A 21,842-nucleotide genomic window follows, 5' to 3' on the forward strand; every position below is an offset into this window, starting at 1 on the left:
TTTATATTTCAAAAGTGATAAAAGAGCCATTTGAATGATTTATTTTACTAGTTTTCCAATAAGCTGGCTCAGTCTGAGCATGATTTTGAAAAAAATATTTTGATGAACTCCCTCGTTAATATCAATTACTCGTTCCTTATTGTTAAATACAGGAACCCAATATTTCGTTATATGGCTTTCATCAAAAAACAATGAATGACCGCCATTAAAATATCTATTTTTAATTTTCTGCCCATTAAATATTTTAAATCCAAGGATTCCAGCCAAACCGGAATTCTTGACTATCGCGCCATTGAATAATAATGGATAATCATGGATGGCACATTCATTTAAAATTTGCACATCACGATTGTTAGAAAGAAAATTAAACTTATAGTCTTCAGGTAAAACACTTCCACAAAGAATTATAAGGTCTAAGCTGTTTGTCAATCTATCATCATTTAATCTCTTAATGCCTTCCATCAATAAAAAAGTACCAAAACTATGTGCGACACAAATAATCTTATTGCTTCTATTATTATTGATCCATTGTTTTAGCTCAAGGGTAAAGTGATCTAAAATTTTATCTCGATTTTTTGACTTAAGAAATGAATAAGTGGAAATTAAAGTATGTTTATAATGAAAGAATGTCTGTGTTTGTGATTCAGAATTATTGACGATGATTCTCTCAATATCTTCTTGCCAAGAAGCATAACTTCTAATTCCATGAACAGTTAAAACTGAAATGTTATAATTACCTCTTTCATAATTTGAAAAAACAGTAAGAAAATGTTTGATTTCGGCTTTGGCATTATTCAACCAAGAATAATCACCAGCAGAACTCTGCTCTAATCTGAAACCTTTATCTTTAAACGCTGCAGTTCTTTGTTCAAGGTTATCAATAATAGCAGTATATCCCAAAATAAAACCTGGGCTTTTGACTTTATTTTTATAAATAGACTCAACAATTGCTATACCACCGAAATTATCCGGTTCCCCACCTGAAAGTTTAGGCAGTCCCATGTCTATTAAAGCAATTGAGTAATAAGTGCTTCTAAGAAGTCGAACTGCTGAATTAATGGAGTCACATTCATCAATCCATTTTACAGGAATATCATGTTCTTGATTTAGCAGTTGAATTATTTTGGTTCTACGTACTGCATCATCATCTACGACAATTATTTTATTCATTCTAAATCCAAAATGTTAATTATTTCTTTTTTCCAGTTAAGACTTGAGTTTTCATAAAATACGCAACCAAGTGCATTGTTTATGTATTTTTCTTTGAATATGTTTTTTATTGAGGTTAGGTCATAGCGTTTATCATCCTCAGCAAATGATTTATATTGGGTTAGGATGATGTATTTAATCTTGGACTTTTTTCTATGAATGTGTTTTGCTATCTCTAAACCACCGAATACCTTTGGATTACTTGGTGGTTGGCCTTGAGTTTTATCAAATGTAGGCAGGCTCATATCAATAATAGCTAAATCGAATTTTTCAGAATTTAGTATTTTAATACCGCTAGAGACTGAGTGTGCCAATGTGATTGTAGGGTCGGAGAATATTTCATTCATAAATATACGTATTTTATCACTCTTATATAAATTATCTTCAATGATAAGAATGTTCATATTTACTCCAAATTTATTACAATTATTTGTTTGAAAGTATCATCGTTTAATTCAACTGTAAATCGACTGTTTTTAAATCCATCTTGAATATTCTTAAATACTTTATATAGGCCAGTGCCTCCTTCCATTTTTAATCTATCACTATAATCGTTGTTGGGATATGAGTCGACTTCATCAGTAATATTTCTTTTAAAAAGTTCAAACCGCTTATCATAGGATATTTCATTTTCGACTGAAATGGTTAATTGTGAATCAATGACTGTAGTAGTAACGGATATAGGAGTACCAACGAGGTCTATACCATGTCTAAGGCAGTTATTATACATAGTTACTAGTGAACGAGTTAAATTTAATAACGAGGCATTACTTAGTTTTAAAGAATCATGCTCATTATTTCTTAACTCAATTTTTATTTTTTGGGGAGAGTAAATTCCTTCTATATAATCTTTTGAGGCAATGAGTAAAGTAGCTAATTCAATATCTTCATCTAATTCTTTACTTGGTCTACGAAACCAATTTTCAATGTCTGATAATTTTTCGCTGATGTTGAATTTTGCAAGTTGAATTTTTTCAGAAATTAATCCATTTTCTATAATTTTGTTATTTTTTGAAAGTGCACTTAATAATTTATCACACTCTGCTCTGAAGTTAGGTTTAACAGCCTCATTGATAATCGTTTTCATGACTATAAAACAATGGTCAAGTTGTCTCCAGATAAATTCTTCAATTGACTCTTTAAAGTCTTCATATGAAAAATTATTATTCCCTGTTGCCTCAATCATATTATTCATAAATTTCATTAATTCATTATATTTTTCTGTTGTAGCAGAAAATATAAATCCTGAAGTTGTTTTATTTTCTAAGATTGATTCTTTATTAGAAATTATAGGTATGAGAAGATCATTCGTATCAACAATAAATGAGTCAATTTTATTTGAGAATTCTTGAATGCAACTATTTAGATGTTCTTTTTCGTTAGTATCAATGTTACTAATTTTAGTTAACCAAAATGTCGGTTCCTCATATGTATTATCGCTGATTTTCAGCGTAACTAATGAATCAGCTTCAAAAACACTCCTTATTTGATTTGGCAATACCCCATGTCTAAATTCAGAGCTTAAATAGCGAACAAGGCCATATTCACTATTCATTATAAAGTCATTGATCATATTTGAATAAATAATCCCGTAATGATATAACTTCGCTTCATCTCCCGACTTTACATCAATTGTGTTTAAGCTTTCAGCGTCATTGCTATTATTTGAAGAAATATAATAATCTATATGTATAGAAAGATCATCGAGATGTATTTTTCTCACTGTTTCGTAAGCAAGTTTATAAAAGTCTGTCTTGGCTAGGAATATTCCATTGAAGTCTATATGGATCAAGTTTGATAAATGATGCTTGGTCAGTTTATTGACTAGCAGTTTACTGTATATTTTACCTTCTTCATTGTTGAGTGAAATGACTTCATCATCATTTAACTTAAATATAACTCTTTTCTCTATTAGGATATTTAATATTTTTATCCTTTCCGTTAACATTAATAGTATTATATCTATATTTTCAAGGCCACTAAGAATGTCTTCAACGCATACGTTCTTTAATAGAAATAATTCTTTACTTGTAATTTCATTTTTTAAATAAAATATATCACTGGGTTTTACAGCTTTAAAATTTTCTAGGTATCTATCTACAAAATATGATACATTACCAATGTAATCTTTATCAATGTGGCGAAAAATAAAATGGCTAAATATTGCTGCATTTAAACTATCAGCTGCAATTTCAACATCTTCGTCTAGCAAATATGCTAATTCTAAAACTGGGAATAAGATTAGACTTGAACTATTAATAAGTGCACTATCGACAATTCTACGAATAAGAAGATTATACTCTTTAATTTTAAATAGCGTTGACGCTATAATATAACACTTATCAGGAGGAGTGAGATCTTGCAAAGCATTTATTTTTTCTAATAGCTTTAGGATTAGCTCCTTATTTATATTACCATTATTAACTTCATTTGATAACTGGAGTCTTAGGTTTCTAGATTCCGAAAATAAATAATTTTTATCTTCGAAGATGTCATTGTTTATTAGGTGTCTATTAGAAAGTAGATTATCTAATCGAGCTTTGTTTTTTGGAGTGAAACAATATTCAGAATTACAGACGCTGATTAGGGATAGTTTTAGCTTTTCTGTATTTTGATACGGATAAGATGCATAAAAGCTAGGCAGAATTGGAATTATAAAATCAAAGCACAAATATCTAAACTTTAGATCTTCAACAGCTTCTATTGCTGAATAATATGATGACGGATTTCTATAAGCATTGATTAAATTAATTAACAATAAATTCATTAAATCATCTGCTGGCCTCGTTAACACTTCGCGAAGCTTAGTGCTATTTTCAAATAGTAATGACCTTGCATAAATCTCTAGTGTCGTAAAATTACTAGGATTGTCTAATAAGCTACTCTCACAAAGAGTAATTGTCTCATCATAGTCTCCTTGCGAGTATCTTTCTAAAATTATACTTTCATTATTTTTTACAATAACTTCAAATTTAAAATTCAATGAGTTGTGAAGTTTCTTCCAGTATGTTCCTTTTTCAATGACGGAAATCTCTTCGATAAATTGTCTTATGTCATGAGTAGTTTCTTCTTGGGTTACTATGTTCATAGTAATAACTTCCAAAAGACATCTCTTTATTATTTGATATTTGTCAATTGGAAACAATCGTTGTGAAAATTGTAGAACATTATATAGATCAATGTCTGGATCAAGGGTTGTAGGCTGTAAAATAAAAGATATAAAGTCTGCATAGTTAGTATACTGTTTTCTTAATCTATCAAGAGTATCTATTTTAATTTTTTGCTTATATGATAAACTACTAATAGATGTGTGTTTTTCAAAGAGATGATTTGTTATATGAAATATTCGAGGAAAATCTTTAACAACAAAATCTTCTTTAATGATTTTTGCACCGGAAGCTACATTTATCGCCATTAAAACGTCATAATACCATATGCTCTCCCCAAATTTTTCTTTTACTTCGTTGAGTAAATTATAACATTCCGAATATTCTTTTGTGACAAAAAAATTCTCAATGCGCATCTTATAATCATCAAATTCATGAAAGTGATTGATGTTATCTTTATAAAATTCTAGGAATGTGAATAATATGAAAGATGTTGGTACATCTTTTTCTAAAGTGGTACTTATAAAGTATTTATTAGAGAAAGAGTAAAGGTTTATTAACTTCCTGAATTGAACGTTTTTATAGCAGTCTCGTGAGAATGTTATATGTTCTCTATTGTTTATTTGCTTTAGTGCCATTTCTAATCTATTCAAGGCTGAGATTTTTCCTTGAGTGAATTTAGTTTTTGCATCTCCATAGCTTCCTAGTATTTTTTTTATTTTGTTTGAATTAATAAAGTTCTGAATGAAGTTAACCACAATTAATTTCCTTGAATATGGAATGGCTACCGCACTGACCGGAAGTCAGCATAAAATTATTCTATGAACGAATGATATTTTGGTCAACCAAAATCAGTGTACCATTACAAACGTCTCAAGTGCCCCATCGGAATATACCGGCCCAGTACCTCTCTAGGCCTATATCCGCATCACATCATGGGCATGGATTTTGTCTCTGGTGCGTTGGTGGATGGAAGGCGATTGTAAGTATCCCTGAAAAACGAACCATTCACTTTTAGAGATCTTCCGACATACTGATTATGTCCCCTGAGGAGATCGCTATGCGTAAGATCCGATTCACCGAGCACCAGATCATCGCCGTCCTGAAATCCGTCGAAGCTGGCAGGACCGTCAAAGATGTGTGTCGCGAGGCCGCTATTTCCGAAGCCAGTTGCTACAACTGGAAAGCGAAATATGGTGGGATGGAAGCCGCTGATATCAAAAAAATCAAAGATCTTGAGGACGAGAATCGTCGTCTGAAGCAGATGTTTGCCGATCTCAGCCTTGAATGTCGGGCACTGAAAGACGTTATCGAAAAAAAGCTTTAGAACCAGCGATAAAGCGGGAGCTTGTCAGCTATCTGACGGCACAATTTGCCATGAGCATCCGCCAGGCGTGCAGGACATTATCGCTGAGCAGGACGGTATATTTTTATCAGCCCGATACCCGGCGCGATGAACCGGTGATAGAGACGCTGGCAGAGGCGGCTGAACGCTATCCCCGCTACGGATTTAAGAAGCTTTTTCAGGTGCTGCGCAGGCAGGGCAATACCTGGAACCATAAAAGAGTTCACCGTATTTACTGCCTGCTGAAACTGAATTTTCGCCGTAAGGGAAAACAGCGCCTGCCGGTACGTAATCCGGCTCCGCTGGCGACGCCAGAGGCGATGAACCAGAGCTGGTCCATCGATTTTATGCACGATGCACTGGTGTGCGGCAGACGCTTCCGGACCTTCAACGTGGTGGATGATTTTAACCGCGAAGCACTGGCGATCGAAATTGACCTGAATATCCCCGCGCAGCGGGTCGTGAGAGTGCTGGAGAGGATCGTGGCGAACCGCGGATATCCGCTGAAAATGCGGATGGATAACGGTCCGGAGCTGATCTCGCTGACGCTGGCACAATGGGCAGAAGAGCATGGTGTGATGCTGGAATTTATCAGGCCCGGCAAGCCCACGCAGAATGCCTTTATCGAACGGTTCAACCGGACGTACCGGACAGAAATACTGGATTTTTATCTGTTCAGGACGCTGAATGAAGCACGGGAAATCACAGAGCGCTGGCTGGCTGAATATAACAGCAAGCGTCCTCATGAATCCCTGAATAACCTGACGCCGGAGGAGTACCGGCTGATGGCTGAAAAAACGGAAATCTCAAAAAGTGTGTGGAACTAAAACGGGTATGCTTACACGATCATCGAACTGCTCACGCATAGATATTTGAGGTTATGCGAAGGGCAGAACCTGCTCTCAATGGAGGTTGCAGAGATGCTTATGTAAGCATATCGCTTAACCAGATCATTCATTTTTAGAGCTCCCGGCATACTGATTATGTCCCTGGAGGAGATCACCATGCGTTAAGCCCGATGCACTGAACACCAGATCATCGCCGTTCTGATATCCGTCGAAGCCGGACGCATTGTTAAGGATGTCTGCCGCGAAGCCGGGATCTCTGAGGCCTCGTACTACAACTGGAATGCGAAGTTTGGCGGTATGGAAGCCTCTGATATCAAAAAGATGAAAGACCTTGAGGATGAAACAGCAGGCTGAAACAGATGTTTGCTGACCAGAGTCTCGAGTGCAGCGCACTGAAAGACGTTATTGAAAAAAACCTTTAAAACCAGCGATAAAGCGTGAGCTAGTCAGCTATCTGACGCAGTGGGCGCTGTACTGCCGGTTCGTAAACCAGGCCAGTAAGGGCAGGGACCGCTGTCGGGTTTTTGCCACATATACCTGCCTCTGCGGGCCGCACACACAGCATGCGGCACATGGCTTTAATACTGAATTCAACTTGGTAGTTATCGATAAAGATATACTTCATTTCAGGCGTTTCACGAAGTATGAAGCGGTGCCCATTTGGCCTATGGTTGCTATTTATCACGCTCAACTAGGCGGCGTTCGAGTTGGGCAATCTTCTCAGCCTGTTCGCTCTCGCGCTTATACGCGGTTGCCTGATGCTGCTGTTTGCTGCGCCAGTTAAAGCTGAGATTCATAATGACGGAGTCCACGGATGACAAGTAGACTGGCCCCATGAACCTCCAGACAGTTGGTATCACTTAAGTTAGTGATAGCCTTAATACTAGTTTTTAGACTAGTTGTTGGAGTCCGGATGATTGATGTTTTAGGTCCAGAGAAGCGCAGACGGCGCAGAGTTCAGGAAAAAATCGCCATTGTTCAGCAGAGCTTTGAGCCTGGTATGACTGTGTCTCTGGTTGCCCGGCAGCATGGTGTTGCTGCCAGTCAGCTGTTCCTGTGGCGTAAGCAGTACCAAGAAGGCAGTCTCACCGCCGTTGCCGCAGGTGAACAGGTTGTACCCGCATCGGAGCTGGCCTCTGCGATGAAGAAAATTAAAGAGCTGCAGCGCCTGCTGGGAAAGAAAACCATGGAAAACGAGCTGCTGAAAGAAGCCGTTGAATATGGCCGACAAAAAAAATGGATAGCGCACGTGCCCTTGTTGCCGGAGGATGGCGAATAAGCCTTGTCAGTCGTTTCCTCCTGGTCTCGCGTGCGCAACTGCATGCCATGGCCCGTCGGTCGAAGGACTGGCAGGATCGTCGATGCAAGCGCAAGCCTGATGATACTAAAGCGCTGGCCCGTATCCATACCGTTATCGGCGATCTACCCACCTATGGTTATCGTCGGGTATCCGTGGCGATTCAGTAATCAACGTGGGGAGCAGAGCACCCGCGGCGTATCAGTGGCAGTGTAATCAACAATTCGTCTATATGTTTTAGATACTGTATACATGAACAGTTTAATGTGATAGGGTAGTATTAGTGATTGAGCGTCACACATTCAACCCAGATGGAGTTAGTATGAAAGAGTTACAACCTGTGATTAATGAACTTATTCAACAATCACGGGGCGCAGATCAGCTTAAACAAAAAGAAGAATTGTGTCTTTTGAAAAAAGTTCTGGAGATCTATGACCAAAAGGTTGTGGCAGAAGTGTTACGAGCAGTGAGTGGCAGTGACTGGACTCGTGAAACTATCAATCGCTGGGTGAATGGCAAGTTAACAAATAAGCGATTGGTTGATGTCGAGATTAAGATGCTTAAGAGCCTTTTACCGTCACCGCCAGCGCATTATAATCAAAGTCGTTTTCGTTTTGTCGACCTCTTTGCCGGTATTGGCGGGATTCGTAGTGGTTTTGAGGCCATCGGTGGAAAATGCGTATTTACCAGTGAGTGGAATGAGTATGCCGTTAGAACTTATAAAGCTAATTGGTACTGTGATGAAAATGATCATATTTTTAACTCAGATATTAGAGATGTCACCCTGAGTAATCAGGATGATATCACTGAAGAACAAGCTTACACCCATATTGACAAAAGTATTCCTGATCATGATGTCCTGTTGGCAGGCTTTCCTTGCCAACCCTTCAGCCTAGCAGGTGTCAGTAAAAAGAATTCTTTAGGACGTAAACACGGGTTTGAATGCGATACGCAGGGAACACTCTTTTTTGATGTTGCCCGCATTATCATGGCAAAACAGCCTGCTGTTTTTGTCCTAGAGAATGTGAAGAACCTGAAGAGTCACGATAAAGGTAAAACCTTCCGTGTCATCATGGATACCTTAAATGAACTAGGGTATGACGTCGCAGATGCTGATTCTATGGGGGCAGATGATCCTAAAATTATTGATGGGAAAAATTTCCTTCCTCAACATCGCGAACGTATTGTATTAGTGGGATTTAGGCGTGATTTAAATCTCGCTGAAGGTTTCACTCTTAGGGACATTGTCAAAGAATTCCCACAACGGCGACCGGCAGTTAAAGATTTGCTCGATAAGGAAGTTAATGACAAGTACATATTGACGCCAAAACTCTGGGATTATCTTTATAAGTATGCTAAAAAGCATAAAGAAAAAGGGAACGGATTTGGATTTGGGCTTGTAAATACTCTAGATAAAACAATGAATTGCAGGACTCTTAGTGCTAGGTATCACAAAGATGGATCTGAAATTCTAATTGACCGTGGGTGGGATATGAGCATTGGAGAAAAGGAATTTAATGATCTTGAAAATATGGCTCGTCGTCCACGTAGGTTGACCCCTAGAGAATGCGCTCGACTAATGGGGTTTGAGCAGCCTGGAAAAGAAACTTTTCGGATCCCCGTATCTGACACCCAAGCATATCGACAGTTTGGAAACTCAGTCATTGTACCGGTTTTTGCTGCAGTGGCACGTTTACTAGATTCAAGAATTGCACGCGCTGTTGAAATCCGAAAATCAAAGAAACTAAGCAATGCAAGTTGATTGTTAAAAAAAGCGCCCATAGCGCTTTTTTTATACATTGAGTATCGTTAAATTAGAAGTAATCAACTAAGTATTGGTCGACATTATGAATAGCAGACTCAGCGAACATTTTATTTTTGCAGCAGGAAAATCGTTGAGTGCGGTTGATGCTGTACCCTCCAGATCTAATCAGCATGAGATAGGAGGATTGGTTAGAGTAGGCTTTGGAGAAGCAATAGGTGGCATTCCATCTGGGGAAAAGCTACAGATCCCATGTTTGATGGTTTGGTTATCTGATGATGACAGTCATCTGATAAGCACAACAGTAACTTGGTATGATGCAAGAGTTGGTAAAGCGCACCGTGCCCCTGAATACCGACTTTACTATCCAGGTAACGAAGTAACGGAACGGATCGGGGAAGGCGATTTTCTACTAACTGCTCTTCGGCATAACAACGAGTTGGTAATCTGTTTTGCTCCCAAAGATAGCCAAGTCGAATGGCAACTGCGGTCGTTATTCGGGCTTGCTTCAAGTAATATTGCAGATCATCATTTCCATGGTGCCGAGTTATCCGATAAAACGTTGTTGCTACCTATAAGAATTTTTCTTGAAGAAATTGGGATTATCTTCGAGCCTGAACCAGATCCCCGAGATGCAACTTTGGAGTGGTTGCTTTCTCGATATCCCGATGGTTTTCCTACCTCCAAAGTTTTTTCAGAATTGGCACGTGAGCGAGTTGGTCGCTATTCTGTTGGTGCACCCGATGAAACACTCATGGCCTGGCTGGAAGAAGAAGAGATGCTATTTCGTGTGATGGAAAGGCATATTGTCAGGCAGCAACTTCAGGCTGGATTCGGAGCTGAGAAAGATGATGTTGATGCTTTCATTCAATATTCTTTGAGTGTTCATAATCGTCGCAAGAGTCGTGTCGGTTTCGCATTTGAGAATCATCTCGAAACTGTATTTATGGAACATGGCCTAGTTTTTGAAAAAGGCAGTCGCTGTAATGTTACTGAGAATAATTCAAAACCTGATTTTTTATTTCCTTCATTTTCAGCCTACCATAACCAAGAGTATACTCAAAACAAGCTGATCCTTCTCGCCGCTAAAACTACATGCAAAGACCGCTGGCGTCAGGTTTTAGCAGAGGCTGCTCGTATTCCAAAAAAACATCTGATCACGTTACAATCATTAATAAGTACTAACCAATTAGAGGAAATGAGATATCACCAATTACAGTTGGTGATTCCATCTCCTGTACTTGCGCTTTACTCCCCTGACAGTCAGGGTTTCTTAATGCCCCTATCGGAATTTATTGGTGTCGTCAAAGGTACTACTCTAGTGTGATCAAAAAGTGTCATTTCATCTATGGGCTCAATTACTTTCAGTGAGTACCTACAGTGATCATGACCCCGAATTTGCTCCAGTCATAATCAGGAATAACCGGTTTCATATTGGCTGCATATTCTGGCACCCGACAGATTTTTCTGCAAATTCGGACGGGGTCATCTATCCCAGCGCCGAATGGGGACGTCTCTGGTTATAGTGTATGCGCTAGGCCTCGATTTTGCACCGTGCGTCCTCCAGGAACATAATTTGTATTAGCTCAAACTTGATCTGACGGTTTTCACTGGCAGCACACAATCAAATCTGACAGTCTGCTTTGAGCGAGGAGCGGAAGTTCGCATTTGTCATGACCGCCGGGATGCAGGACTAACATTGGTGCGTAATAATCAACGAGGATCAGTTCAAGCCTATTTCATCCCTTGATTTTTTCATTTCCTGTATGTGTAGTGGATCGGTAATTCAGGACACCTCGAAATCCTGTTAATGTTAAAACAGTGAAAATGAGGTGATGCATGATCAAAACTCGTCGGACTAAACGTACCTTTTCCCCGGAGTTCAAGCTTGAAGCTATCGAACAGGTGGTTAAATACCAGCGTGATGTCAGAGAAGTCGCGCTGGCACTCGAGCTCAACCCTGACCATTTGCGTAAATGGATACGGTTGTATAAGCAGGAACTTCAGGGTATTGAGCCCGCTGGTAATGCTATTACCCCTGAACAACGCGAAATTCAGCAGCTTAAAGCGCGGATAAAGCGCCTTGAGATGGAAAAAGAAATACTAAAGCAGGCTGCCGTGCTGATGAGCGAAATCCCCGGGAAGCCGTCGCGCTAATCACACGGCTGAAAGCAAAGTGGCCAGTGCGGGTTCTTTGTCATTTATTCGGTATTCACCGTAGCGTTTATTACGCGCAGGTGAAGCGTCCTGTTAATGTGCAAAGAATTGAATTACGAAGTCGGGTGAGGGCTTTCCATGCTCTCAGTCGTGGCGCAGCCGGTAGCCGGGCAATCAGTCAGATGTTGCGCCAGAGTGGCGTTGATGCAGGCCGGTGGCTGGCACGACGACTGATGCGGGAATGCGGGCTGACAAGTCGACAGCCGGTTAAACATCACTACCGGGTAAACGAAGACAAAAGTCCGCCATTGCCAAATTTACTGAACCGGCAATTTAACCCCGCCGCACCAAACCGCGTCTGGTGCGGCGACATCAGTTTTATTCGCCTGCAGGACAAATGGTGTTATCTCGCGCTCGTTGTTGATTTATATTCACGGCGGATTATCGGTTCAGCCCTCTCATTAACCGCTGATGCTGAGTTGGTGTGTAGGGCTTTGCGTAATGCACTGGAAACACGACCGCGTGATGGCCGCCTGCTGTTTCATTCAGATCAAGGTGTTCAGTATAAAAGCAATAAATACAGAAAGTTACTCTGGCGTTATGGGGTAATGCAAAGTATGAGTCGCAGAGGGAATTGCCTGGATAATTCGCCGATGGAAAGAGTCTTTCGCAGCCTTAAAAGTGAATGGCTTCCGAAAGGTGGTTATGGTGATTTTAGCCATTCGGTACGCGATATAAACCAGTGGATTAATGGTTATTACAACGTTTATCGACCTCACACGAACAACGATGGTTTACCGCCTTGCTTACATGAAGAAAAGTGGAAACAGGTTATCCCGGTGTCCTGATTTTGTGATCCACTACAATGGCCTTAAGGTGGCCCGCTCAGTTTTCGTTTCGCTGAAAGCGCATGCGGATGTTGCCGTGATAACGTTCTTGGATCGAATAAGTCATATGTAACTTAATGAGGTAAGGGTTATCCGGCACCGGCCTGCCACTCAGGGTGATGATATCCCCCTTGGTACTCTCCGCTATCGAAAGATGGTCAAAATAGGTGTCGTCCGTCAGAATAGCACAATGCAGATCTAGCCAAGGAGCGAAAATCAGCCGACAGAGGCCTTTACTCGTTTTCAGGTATTTATTGTTAGACTTATCAAAGCTCAATATGGCATCTACCGCCGCAGAATTCTCATAGCACCAAGCCTGATACTCATCGAAGAACGCTCTACCAGAAACTACCAGTTTACTGCCATTGTCGACAGTATCACTTTCACACACGAAAGTGAGGATATCTGCAAAATGGGCTACCTGCATATTGCATTCCGCGTCGCGACGCAACTGCGTTGAAAGAACGTCGTTCCAAATTATTTTCAGTGCGTTATCAGCCCAATAGCTGTCTTCATTATGTATTGGTGAGGTTTTTATCCCTCTGGCATAATATTCTTTATCGGAGATTGAGATGACTGTCTTCTCTTCGAAATCGTCAGTTTTATTACAGAACTGTGTACTGCTAAAGAGTGTCGTCAGAAAGTGTGTTTTGAGTTTTTCTCGGAACAAAATCGAGACGTTATGACCAAGAATGACAAGACGATCCTCATCAATTTCGGCTTTCTCAATATCCTGACGCTTGCTCTGCATCACAGCATCGCAATATGTAGCAAGCGTCTGTTGAAACCGGTCCTTGCAGGCTCCGAAATCTTCCTGATGGGGGAGCGCAAACTGAGTTTGTTGTTCAGTATGTTCACGCATGGCGTTCAGAGCATAGGCAACTCTCTCTTTTTCGCGGTAATCAAACATATCCCCTTCGAGAGATTGTTTACGCGGGAAGAAGCCCGCAGCGATATTTTTGATTACATCGAAATGTTTTATAACAGTAAGCGTCGGCATGGTTCCAGCGATCAGATGTCACCGACAGAATATGAAAACCAGTATTATCAACGGCTAGGAAGTGTCTAGATTATCCGTGGCGATTCAGCACTATTCCGCGCAGCTATTTAGTAAATTTTGGCCAAAAGGTAATTCTCAACGGCCAGATGCCCCGCTAACCTGGCGTATAAATCGAGTAATCGTTTAAATAGAATTTCATTATGCTCCTGGCGCACAGTTGGTTCTGATGAAATCATTAAATTGACAGCCGCAATCACATCGTCCAACTCCTTTCTGTATACATATGGCACAATAATATCATTCATCTCTTCGCGTATGACGCTATAATCGCAGACATTATTGTTTAAGCTATTATTTAACCATATCGCAAAGATCAATGAATCCAGTTTTTCTTTCGCTTGTCGATACTCTCTCATCACGACCTCCGCCAGGTTTGCACAAAACAAAACACCTTATATTACTTACCAGTTCAACATTATTTTTAATGCTGAACTTACTCAGAAGCCTGCTCTGTTATAGTAAACCTGCTTAATATCTTTGTTATAAGCACTGGCTATATCTTTTAGCTTCAGTCCCGCCAGGATAAAAGATATTAACAACGCATCTTTTTTAGATATTTCGACAAACCTTGATGCCGCCGCATAGATGATATCCACCGCAGATACCGGCATCCGCCTTTGCATCAAAGCTGAGCATACGCCTGAGAATCCCACATTCAATTGCGCCCCAAGAATTTCCAGATAAGATGCTTCCAGTTCGTTGAATCGGTACCCACCGGTTGAATAGACAACCACGCTAATAAGTGGGAAGTGTATTTTTATATAGAGTGCTGACTGAAGGACGGCTATGTTACTCCATGGATAATCGATAACGAGACATCGCAAATAATACTTTTCTGATGCTGCCATCACGTTACTAACGATAGCCTTAGGATCTTCAAACGAACAATATAAAATTTTTTCAGTGCATGTTGCCCTGCACTTCACCCTCGAAAAGTAACTATCAAACCCCAGATCAAAATATCCAGAACCAGAAATAACCAATAACATTATTCACTCCCTATGTAATATCACCACACCCAATCATGCGAATAATAATATGTCCAGACACTATAAAAAATCATACCCCATCGTTTCTTTTTACCAGGATGAGATACAGGGCTGAGCTTATCTCTAATACAAAATCAGTAACGTTCACATCGGCGTAAAAACCGCTATTGAAGAACCTATTCGCTTATCGCAAATGGTGAGCCTCAATAATACTTACTGTTCGCAGGTGTATTTCATTGTTAAATGACTTATCCTGTTCTGAGCGTGTCAGCGACGGCGCCACTTCTTAATTATAGGTAACCACAAACGTCGCACTCGCATTCGCCTGACCGGCGGTAACCGTCGATTCAGTCTGAATGTATCTTGCCTGATACTGGAAACTGTAGGCCGACTCACTACCTTTACTTCCCGACCAGATTGTCGCAGGTTCATTCAACACTATCGGGACGCTATTTTTTAATACCTGGACTCCAACCCCGGTCGCGGAACTATCATCACCACTATCATCTATTTTTATAATACCGTTTGCCGCGTGATTACCATCAGCCGTTGCATTAAATTGCATAAAGATGTTACCAACATTCTCGCAGGTGGTAAGATCTATATTGAACGGTACCATATTGGTGGTACTCCCAGGCCCCATAAATACGGACCTATTGTGTCTTCCCAAATTAACTTTAATATCAGCGTTACTGATTTTGCAGGTTGGGGACTTTACCGTAATGCACAATCCTTTTACACTAAACTTTAAGGCGTTGACCCCCTCAAGATAAATATCACCGAGATAATCATTCAGGCAATACTGGCCTGGAGGTGGTAAACCGCTGGTATCAGGAATGCGCCAAAAATAAATAGTGGGTTTTTTGCTTTCTGAATTAAAATACCTGCCCCCAGAAAAGGGGCGTGCTGTTGGATAAGGCATAAAAAGGGAATCGAAATCAATACCATCCTGTTCACCCATTTGAAAACTGTAACCAATCCCCGGTAGACGATCGATACTGTAAACATATCCTGGCTTGCTTTGATAAGCCGGTCCAACGGGAGCGCCACCAATACTATTGTAGCCACTCGGTTCTGAACCACTACAAGTTATATTCCATTCCGTATTATTGGTCAGAGTCATGCCGCCATAGGTGAATAATAAATCTCCAGGCTGGCGATTAAACACATCTACTGTAAAATATTTATTACCCAGATTGACGCTATATTCAATTGTTTTACCACTGGTCATCACGCATGCAAGTATTGTGGGGATATATCCTAGATACAGGAAAACAGATAACCCTAGTATCATTTCTCTTTTCATTTTTTGTCTTCCTTAATCATCTATTTGCAAAGGTTTCGGCTGGTCTGTTGATTAACGGAATACGCAAGCTGGCAACGCTGAACACTATTGTCGCCCCAGACCACATGTAAAACCCCCTTGATGTCCGGGACTCTGGCATATAGCAGCCCTCCTTGTCCCACGGCCCCGATGGCTATTTCTTTGCTGTCAAAGACCTCAGCACCCAATGGCGGCGTATTGCCATCACTGAGCGTGACATTGGCAAACCATGGGTAGCCAGTACGGGTCGCAAATTTTACCTTCACGGCCGCGCCTGAGTCAGGAACGACGACCGTGCTACTTGATACGATCTCAACTTGATCGCTAATTCCTTGCGGATCGAGATCCAGCCAGTTTTCTGTAAATGGGTTCAGATAAGGGATAATGGTGTAACCACGATTATCCACTGGACGTCCAATACGGTTGGCCACCGTTGCACCGGCAGCCTTAGGGGCCTGTACAATGGCGAATGTTTCACCAATATCAGGTGTCGCAATCACCCCTCCTTCATGCGCAACTAACGCGCCGGAAGTCCCAAGGGAGTACTGCTGTTGATTCTTGCCGGCGCTGGCGCTCGCATTCAGATAGGCATAATGAGTTCGGTAACTACCGTTTGCTCCAATGGAACTCTCATGGCCCCCTTCCTTTGGCATATCGTAACTTGTCGTCAGGCCATAGCTGAGTTCGTTCTTTTCACCCCGACTCCCAGTATAAGTCGCTTGTAACTGGTTGCCGTTATTCTTGTCATAATTGAAACGAGTATGAATATTGCCATTACCGCTAATAGGTATAGAGAAAGAAATTCCGACTATTTGGTTATTTTTATGGTTAGCATCCTGACTTTTCTGTGCATAGATATAGTAGCCCAGGCGTTTATAATTATTCGAATATCCTAGCTGATAGGAGTGATAGGTACCATGCTTCCAGTTTTCACTCCATATGCCATAAAATGACAAGCTACCGCCGCCGATTTGTTGCGATAGATTGGCTGTATACTTTGTCATTTCGCGGTAAGTATAGTTGTCATGGTCATTAGCCGATGCCGCATCACGAATTGAAATATACCTTGCATCGTTACTGTGACTCATTGATAAGGTAACTCGGGTATCACTGGTCAATGATTTTGTTGCCGAAACGCGCCAGCGATACCCATCCAGCCAGTCATTTTCAACAGTTTTCCAGGAGGAACGCGAAACATCGACAGCCAGTGCTCCCCAGTAAGTATTTAATGCACTACCGACAAGAGTGGAGTAATACCCATCGGTTCCATTTACCCCCATATAGCCGCTAATATAGTCATTAAAACCATACTGCAGAGTTAATTCTCCGAATCCCGGACGGTTTGAGATATAGCTGTCATCCAGATATCCCATCGACAAATCGTAATACAGCGCCTCCTTACGAACCAGGCCAGGTATGGAAGCATAAGGCACAGTAAACGTGTCCTGGCTGCCATCGGCCTCATGAATCGTCACGATCAGGTCGCCACCTGAATTCGTTGGATAAAGGTCCGCAAAGGAGAATTTACCTGGCGGAACGGTGGCCTCATAGAGTAAGGAACCATTTTGAGTGACGGTGACGCGCGCGTTTGTCCTGGCGATTCCCGTTACCGTGGGTGCAAAACCACGTCGTGACCCTGGCAGCATCCGTTTGTCAGTCGCAACCCTGGCGCCCACGAAGCTGACGCTGTCGAAGAAGGTGCCATCTGTCCATCCCTGCCCGAGCCTAAGGGTTGAGCTCAAATCGAAAATGCTTTTCTCGGCGTATGTCGAAATATTATCCCACTGAGTATCGTTATCATTTGCCTGATAACTAGACTGGTGGTAAAAGCGCCAGCCGTAAGCGCGAAAACTACTATCAAGCCCGACATAACTGTAATTATGACTATCGCCATGATTGATGCTCTGATAACTATTCGCCTGATAACGTAATACTGCTGCTGGAACACCAACATCGATACTCTCAGGATTAATCTCGCCTCGATACTTCGGTTTTTGTAACGCCTGCGGGATGGTTAAATTTAACGCATTCTCCCCGACGTCATAATGCCATGAAATGCCAGCATTGATCTGCGATAACTGGAGACATGAAGCCTTTTCTGGCCACGTTTTATCTTTAAGCCTCATCACTCTAAATAATACTGGTGTTATGCAGGGCTCAATTTTTTCTCCCACCTTCTGTAGCTCGAATTCAACTTCGCTCGCATACGAACCATTTAAGTAAAGCTTACTGCGATACTTCCCGACATTCATCGGATTACCATACTTAAATTTCTGGAGATCGATATGTGTCGCGTTATGCAAATGCGCACTATTGAAATTAAATGCGTCTTCTGACCATGCAACACCCCATGGTATTATTATTATTATTAACCCAACATTGATCTCCATGAATTTCATAATAATGTCCTTTACTGAGGATAATTATGAGTCACAACAGCACCATAATCATTGATGGTTGTAAAGCTGAACTTACCTGGCATGGCTTTCAGTGTATGCTCTTTATTATTTATGCTCATCGTTGAAAATGGCGCCACCATACCAGCAGGTTGTTTATTCCCATTAATCGTGATGCTATCAATGGTGATGTACCATGGAGATGGGTTATTCACAAAGAGTGTGTTATTATCATTGTGAAATTCCCAGGTTAAAGATTTGGCAGCCTCGCTGACATTTCCCTTTAATGTTATCGGACGATAAAATAACTTAATACGTGAACGAATCGATAACTGTAAATAGTTGCTACCTTGACTGTTTTTAGGCTCTGGCGGTATATCCAACATGTTAAACCAGTACAATGACTCACGATCTTGTGGAAGCGCGGCGCCGCTAAAAACCAGACGATAGGTCTGTCCTTTTCCTGGTTCAACACGAATAATCGGCGGCAGAACCACAAAAGGCGCCATGTCTTTGCCTGTATTATTTTGTATTGTGCCACCATCAACCCATACTTGCGTCAGTGACGGCATATCCCCTGAATTAGTGACTCTGACTGATACCTCTTTCCGGTCAGATGGAAAGATCACTCTGGTCCCATCAATGACAATATTTGCATTCGCGAAAGGTATATATACGAATAAAAGAAACGTAAAAAAGTAACGAGTCATATTTCAACACCTCCCTGTTCTCTGAGCAGGCAGCCCCTGCTGGAGCTGCCTTAACGTCTTACGGATAAACGATAGTGAAGTTCACGTAGGAACTCACTTTCCCAGCCTCAGCGGCATTTGTCGCAAAGTAACGTGCATAGAAAGGCAGTGTCGCAGAACCATCGACAGGCGTCACGACCGTTGAGTTACCACCCGTGACTTTTCCGGTCGTTGGATCAATGGTTTGGTTTGCAAGGTCAATTACACCATGATTATTATTCAGTAGCTCGATATCAACATTATCCGCGCCATTATCAGAGCCACCAGCAGGAATGGTATTTTTTAGTCGCCCCTCCGTTGAGACATATTCATTCGGTTCAAAATAGACCGAAACATCTGAAGCACTTGCACAATTTTCAAGACCAATAGTGAAAGGTGTTGTCCCCGCAGTTTGATTCGCGGCAGACAATGCAGACACCTGAACAGTGGGTAGTGTGACAATTTTATCTTTATCACCGCTGATGACAGTACAGGTATTAGTAATAATTTCACCATTGAAGGTCACTTTTCCATCAGCAGCCAGCGCCACTGTTGGGGCAAAGATCATTACTGCCGCTGCTGACGCCATTCCTTTGATGAACATGTTCATAATTAACCCCTTATCTGTAATTTTCAATAAATTTACGTAACACTCATCATCAAGTCACTTAAAAAACACAGCGAGATCCTCGAGGCATCACATTAAAATATTGAAATACGTAATTTTCATTACCTATGATCCATTTTGGAATATGCTGTGCAATTTCATTTTAAATTGTCTCTGGCATTTGTTCAAGGCTAAAAAGTAAGACATGTAACGATAAAATTTAAATAATCCTAAATGCTTGTATTTAAAAAAATAGACAATAGGCAGTTTTCATCATGAAAAACAATAGGTTATTATTAAGATTGCTATTGCAGCTAAAAATTTAAAAATGAGATACTGCACACTAATTATAATTAGCTACATTCTCATCCCCCAATCTACGCCGTCAAATTTTACTAAAAAGGGGATGTAATATTCACACTCAGTACTTACGGTGTGACCTGCTCCCCGTTGATTAATACACCGCGATGTTAGTAATGTCTTCATATTGACCCGCTCCCCGTATGTGATCCATTCATAATCAGGAATAACCGGCTTCATTCTGGCTGCATATTCTGGCAACCGGCAGATTTTTCGGCAAATTCAGAGGGCGTCATCCAGCCCAGTGCAGAATGGGGACGACTCTGGTTATAGTGTATGCGCCAGGCCTCGATTTTGCACCGTGCATCCTCCAAAGACATAAACCAGTTCTCGTTCAGACATTCCTGCCTTAACCTGCCGTTGAAGGACTCCACCGTCGCATTATCCGTCGGTGTTCCCGGGCGTGAGAAGTCGATTCTGATGCCTCTTTCGTACACCCATCTGTCCAGCATTTTCCCTGCAAATTCAGAACCATTATCGGTTTTCAGCAACTGAGGTAAAGGACGTCTGAGCGCTATGCTATTCAGCATTTCTGCCACTTCTGTTGAACGCAAATTCTGCCCCACGCAGATCCCCAGGCATTCGCGGGTGTACAGGTCGATAACCGTCAGCAGGCGCAGTCGTCGCCCGTCAAACAGCGCGTCCGAGACAAAATCCATGCCCCAGACGTGATTCGGATACAGACCCTGAGGCTGCGGTTGTCGGCGCTGGGCCGATTTATTGCGGCGTGGCCGTTTGAGGCGCAGCGACAGACCCTGCTCACAGTAGAGACGGTATATCCGTTTGTGATTATCGCGCCAGCCTTCCCGCCTGAGCATCACGTATACCCGGCGGTACCCGTAATGAACCCGGGTTTCGGTTATCTCACGGATGCGTAGCCGCAGTGCGCTGTCGTCGGCGGCCACAGAACGATATCGAAACGAGCTGCGGCTGACCCGCAGCGCAAAACAGACCTGTCTCTCACTGGCACCGTAGCGGGCTTGCAAATCCCTGACCCATTCGCGCAGGCGTGCCAGCGTCAGCTCTTTTTTGCCAGCACGTCCTGCAGCATCGCCTTGTCGAGGCTCAGATCGGCAACCAGCCTCTTCAGCCGCAGATTTTCCTCTTCCAGCTGCCGCATGTGTTTGAGTTCAGAAGGGGAAATGCCGCCGTATTTCTTACGCCACGTATAGAAGGTGGCATCAGAAATGCCCAGCTTACGGCAGACATCCGGCACGGACGTCCCCAGCTCAGCCTGCTTGAGGGCAAAGACAATCTGCTCTTCGGTGAATCGTGACTTTTTCATCGGCACCACCTCCGTTCAGGGGAGTGTTTATCATGCCGGAATTCTGTTTCTGAATGGAGCAGGATTTTGGGTCAGGGTCACTTCAGGTTGGTTGCTTATTCGGGCAACTAGCCCACTAAGGCTGCTTTTTGTTGAGCTCAGCAATCAGAGCTGCTTGCTCTGTTTCAGTCATGTTTGCTATCAGCTTGGCTAATTCTGCCGTCAATTCGCTTTCACAAAAGAAGTAGTTTATCGGAACTCCAAGTTCATCGGCCATGCGCTTAAGTGTATCGATATCCGGGATGTGCCTTCCTTTCTCGTAATGGTTCATGCGACCACTCGCTGAGCTTGGTTCCATACCAATTCGGATACCCAATTCTCGCTGAGTGATCCCGGCTTTGGTTCTGGCTGTTTTGAGCCTGTCAGGTATCGGGTTTGGGTGAGCCACGTAATCATCATCATTGCCTTAGAGTGCTTAGATTGTCTAAGTTTCGCCAGTTTC

The 21,842-nt window shown here is 41.9% G+C and carries 16 protein-coding genes and 4 pseudogenes; 7 read left to right on the plus strand and 13 right to left on the minus strand.

Annotated elements, in window-relative coordinates; all coding sequences use genetic code 11:
* Positions 1–39 precede the first annotated feature (39 nt).
* The 3 genes from AC07P6_RS11025 to AC07P6_RS11035 are packed head-to-tail and all read right to left on the minus strand — an operon-like array spanning position 40 to position 5,074.
* A complete protein-coding gene (locus AC07P6_RS11025) occupies positions 40–1,170 on the minus strand; it encodes a response regulator (protein WP_478316276.1) in 1,131 nt (376 codons plus the stop codon).
* On the minus strand, positions 1,167–1,613 hold the full coding sequence (locus tag AC07P6_RS11030; protein ID WP_086074174.1) for a response regulator: 447 nt from the start codon (positions 1,611–1,613) through the stop codon (positions 1,167–1,169). Before AC07P6_RS11030 ends, AC07P6_RS11025 begins: the two co-directional genes overlap by 4 nt.
* Before the next feature lie 2 nt (positions 1,614–1,615).
* The gene (locus AC07P6_RS11035; RefSeq protein WP_478316278.1) at positions 1,616–5,074 is read right to left on the minus strand and encodes a hypothetical protein; all 3,459 of its coding nucleotides are present in this window, start codon (positions 5,072–5,074) and stop codon (positions 1,616–1,618) included.
* Between the two features lie 302 nt (positions 5,075–5,376).
* Here AC07P6_RS11035 and AC07P6_RS11040 point away from each other — a divergent pair.
* Positions 5,377–6,488 (plus strand): IS3 family transposase gene (locus AC07P6_RS11040; protein WP_478316280.1). Its coding sequence is split into 2 segments (ribosomal slippage): positions 5,377–5,638 and positions 5,638–6,488, totalling 1,113 coding nucleotides; the frame shifts between segments, so codons are not numbered across the junction.
* Positions 6,489–6,695: 207 nt separating this feature from the next.
* Positions 6,696–6,966, plus strand: a pseudogene (locus tag AC07P6_RS11045) (transposase); the annotation flags it as partial.
* Between the two features lie 70 nt (positions 6,967–7,036).
* Here AC07P6_RS11045 and AC07P6_RS11050 read toward each other — a convergent pair.
* A pseudogene (locus AC07P6_RS11050) lies at positions 7,037–7,322 on the minus strand (IS3 family transposase); the annotation flags it as partial.
* 100 nt (positions 7,323–7,422) lie between these two features.
* Between AC07P6_RS11050 and AC07P6_RS11055 the strand changes: the two are divergent.
* The 4 genes and pseudogenes from AC07P6_RS11055 to AC07P6_RS11070 all read left to right on the plus strand — a co-directional run.
* Positions 7,423–7,958 (plus strand): annotated as a pseudogene (locus tag AC07P6_RS11055) (transposase); the annotation flags it as partial.
* 170 nt (positions 7,959–8,128) lie between these two features.
* The gene (locus AC07P6_RS11060) at positions 8,129–9,568 is read left to right on the plus strand and encodes a DNA cytosine methyltransferase (protein WP_478316282.1); all 1,440 of its coding nucleotides are present in this window, start codon (positions 8,129–8,131) and stop codon (positions 9,566–9,568) included.
* 85 nt (positions 9,569–9,653) lie between these two features.
* On the plus strand, positions 9,654–10,895 hold the full coding sequence (locus AC07P6_RS11065; RefSeq protein ID WP_478316284.1) for a type II restriction endonuclease: 1,242 nt from the start codon (positions 9,654–9,656) through the stop codon (positions 10,893–10,895).
* A gap of 512 nt (positions 10,896–11,407) precedes the next feature.
* A protein-coding gene (locus tag AC07P6_RS11070) for an IS3-like element ISKpn37 family transposase (protein WP_139153319.1) occupies positions 11,408–12,573 on the plus strand; the annotation gives its coding sequence in 2 pieces (ribosomal slippage) (positions 11,408–11,672 and positions 11,672–12,573; 1,167 coding nt in all).
* A gap of 37 nt (positions 12,574–12,610) precedes the next feature.
* On the opposite strand, the gene AC07P6_RS11075 is transcribed toward AC07P6_RS11070, so the two are convergent.
* Entirely contained in the window at positions 12,611–13,039 is a 429-nt protein-coding gene (locus AC07P6_RS11075; RefSeq protein WP_478316286.1) for a hypothetical protein, read from the minus strand.
* Positions 13,040–13,501: 462 nt separating this feature from the next.
* On the opposite strand from AC07P6_RS11075, the pseudogene AC07P6_RS11080 reads away from it, so the two are divergent.
* Positions 13,502–13,681: pseudogene (locus AC07P6_RS11080) on the plus strand (IS3 family transposase); the annotation flags it as partial.
* A 38-nt stretch (positions 13,682–13,719) separates the two neighbouring features.
* Here AC07P6_RS11080 and AC07P6_RS11085 read toward each other — a convergent pair.
* From AC07P6_RS11085 to AC07P6_RS11120, 8 genes are all read right to left on the minus strand, one after another.
* Positions 13,720–14,028 (minus strand): hypothetical protein, encoded by a 309-nt coding sequence (locus tag AC07P6_RS11085; RefSeq protein WP_142489627.1) that lies wholly within the window; start codon positions 14,026–14,028, stop codon positions 13,720–13,722.
* An 81-nt stretch (positions 14,029–14,109) separates the two neighbouring features.
* Positions 14,110–14,661: a hypothetical protein gene (locus AC07P6_RS11090; RefSeq protein WP_478316288.1), complete on the minus strand. Its 552-nt coding sequence runs from the start codon at positions 14,659–14,661 to the stop codon at positions 14,110–14,112.
* A 286-nt stretch (positions 14,662–14,947) separates the two neighbouring features.
* Positions 14,948–15,967, minus strand: a complete 1,020-nt coding sequence (locus AC07P6_RS11095) for a fimbrial protein (RefSeq protein ID WP_478316290.1) — start codon at positions 15,965–15,967, stop codon at positions 14,948–14,950.
* A gap of 20 nt (positions 15,968–15,987) precedes the next feature.
* The gene (locus tag AC07P6_RS11100) at positions 15,988–18,384 is read right to left on the minus strand and encodes a fimbria/pilus outer membrane usher protein (protein ID WP_478316292.1); all 2,397 of its coding nucleotides are present in this window, start codon (positions 18,382–18,384) and stop codon (positions 15,988–15,990) included.
* Between the two features lie 11 nt (positions 18,385–18,395).
* Positions 18,396–19,091: a fimbrial biogenesis chaperone gene (locus tag AC07P6_RS11105; protein ID WP_105902572.1), complete on the minus strand. Its 696-nt coding sequence runs from the start codon at positions 19,089–19,091 to the stop codon at positions 18,396–18,398.
* Positions 19,092–19,149: 58 nt separating this feature from the next.
* Positions 19,150–19,719 carry a fimbrial protein gene (locus AC07P6_RS11110; RefSeq protein ID WP_142489631.1) on the minus strand — a complete coding sequence of 190 codons (570 nt, stop codon included), beginning with the start codon at positions 19,717–19,719 and terminating at the stop codon, positions 19,150–19,152.
* 533 nt (positions 19,720–20,252) lie between these two features.
* Positions 20,253–21,361, minus strand: a protein-coding gene (locus AC07P6_RS11115; RefSeq protein ID WP_478316294.1) for an IS3 family transposase whose coding sequence is annotated in 2 segments (ribosomal slippage) — positions 20,253–21,100 and positions 21,100–21,361 — 1,110 coding nt in all. Because the reading frame shifts where the segments join, the coding sequence is not laid out codon by codon here.
* A 115-nt stretch (positions 21,362–21,476) separates the two neighbouring features.
* Positions 21,477–21,788 (minus strand): helix-turn-helix domain-containing protein, encoded by a 312-nt coding sequence (locus tag AC07P6_RS11120; RefSeq protein WP_086073813.1) that lies wholly within the window; start codon positions 21,786–21,788, stop codon positions 21,477–21,479.
* Positions 21,789–21,842: the final 54 nt, after the last annotated feature.

The sequence above is a fragment of the Klebsiella sp. GFKo11 genome, assembly GCF_056490265.1.

Bases quoted from the DNA above. Each gene is read 5' to 3' on its own strand.
- AC07P6_RS11025 (WP_478316276.1), bottom strand. From the start codon at position 1,170: ATGAATAAAATAATTGTCGTAGATGATGATGCAGTACGTAGAACCAAA.
- AC07P6_RS11030 (WP_086074174.1), bottom strand. From the start codon at position 1,613: ATGAACATTCTTATCATTGAAGATAATTTATATAAGAGTGATAAAATA.
- AC07P6_RS11060 (WP_478316282.1), top strand. From the start codon at position 8,129: ATGAAAGAGTTACAACCTGTGATTAATGAACTTATTCAACAATCACGG.
- AC07P6_RS11065 (WP_478316284.1), top strand. From the start codon at position 9,654: ATGAATAGCAGACTCAGCGAACATTTTATTTTTGCAGCAGGAAAATCG.
- AC07P6_RS11075 (WP_478316286.1), bottom strand. From the start codon at position 13,039: ATGCAGGTAGCCCATTTTGCAGATATCCTCACTTTCGTGTGTGAAAGT.
- AC07P6_RS11085 (WP_142489627.1), bottom strand. From the start codon at position 14,028: ATGAGAGAGTATCGACAAGCGAAAGAAAAACTGGATTCATTGATCTTT.
- AC07P6_RS11090 (WP_478316288.1), bottom strand. From the start codon at position 14,661: ATGTTATTGGTTATTTCTGGTTCTGGATATTTTGATCTGGGGTTTGAT.
- AC07P6_RS11095 (WP_478316290.1), bottom strand. From the start codon at position 15,967: ATGAAAAGAGAAATGATACTAGGGTTATCTGTTTTCCTGTATCTAGGA.
- AC07P6_RS11100 (WP_478316292.1), bottom strand. From the start codon at position 18,384: ATGAAATTCATGGAGATCAATGTTGGGTTAATAATAATAATAATACCA.
- AC07P6_RS11105 (WP_105902572.1), bottom strand. From the start codon at position 19,091: ATGACTCGTTACTTTTTTACGTTTCTTTTATTCGTATATATACCTTTC.
- AC07P6_RS11110 (WP_142489631.1), bottom strand. From the start codon at position 19,719: ATGAACATGTTCATCAAAGGAATGGCGTCAGCAGCGGCAGTAATGATC.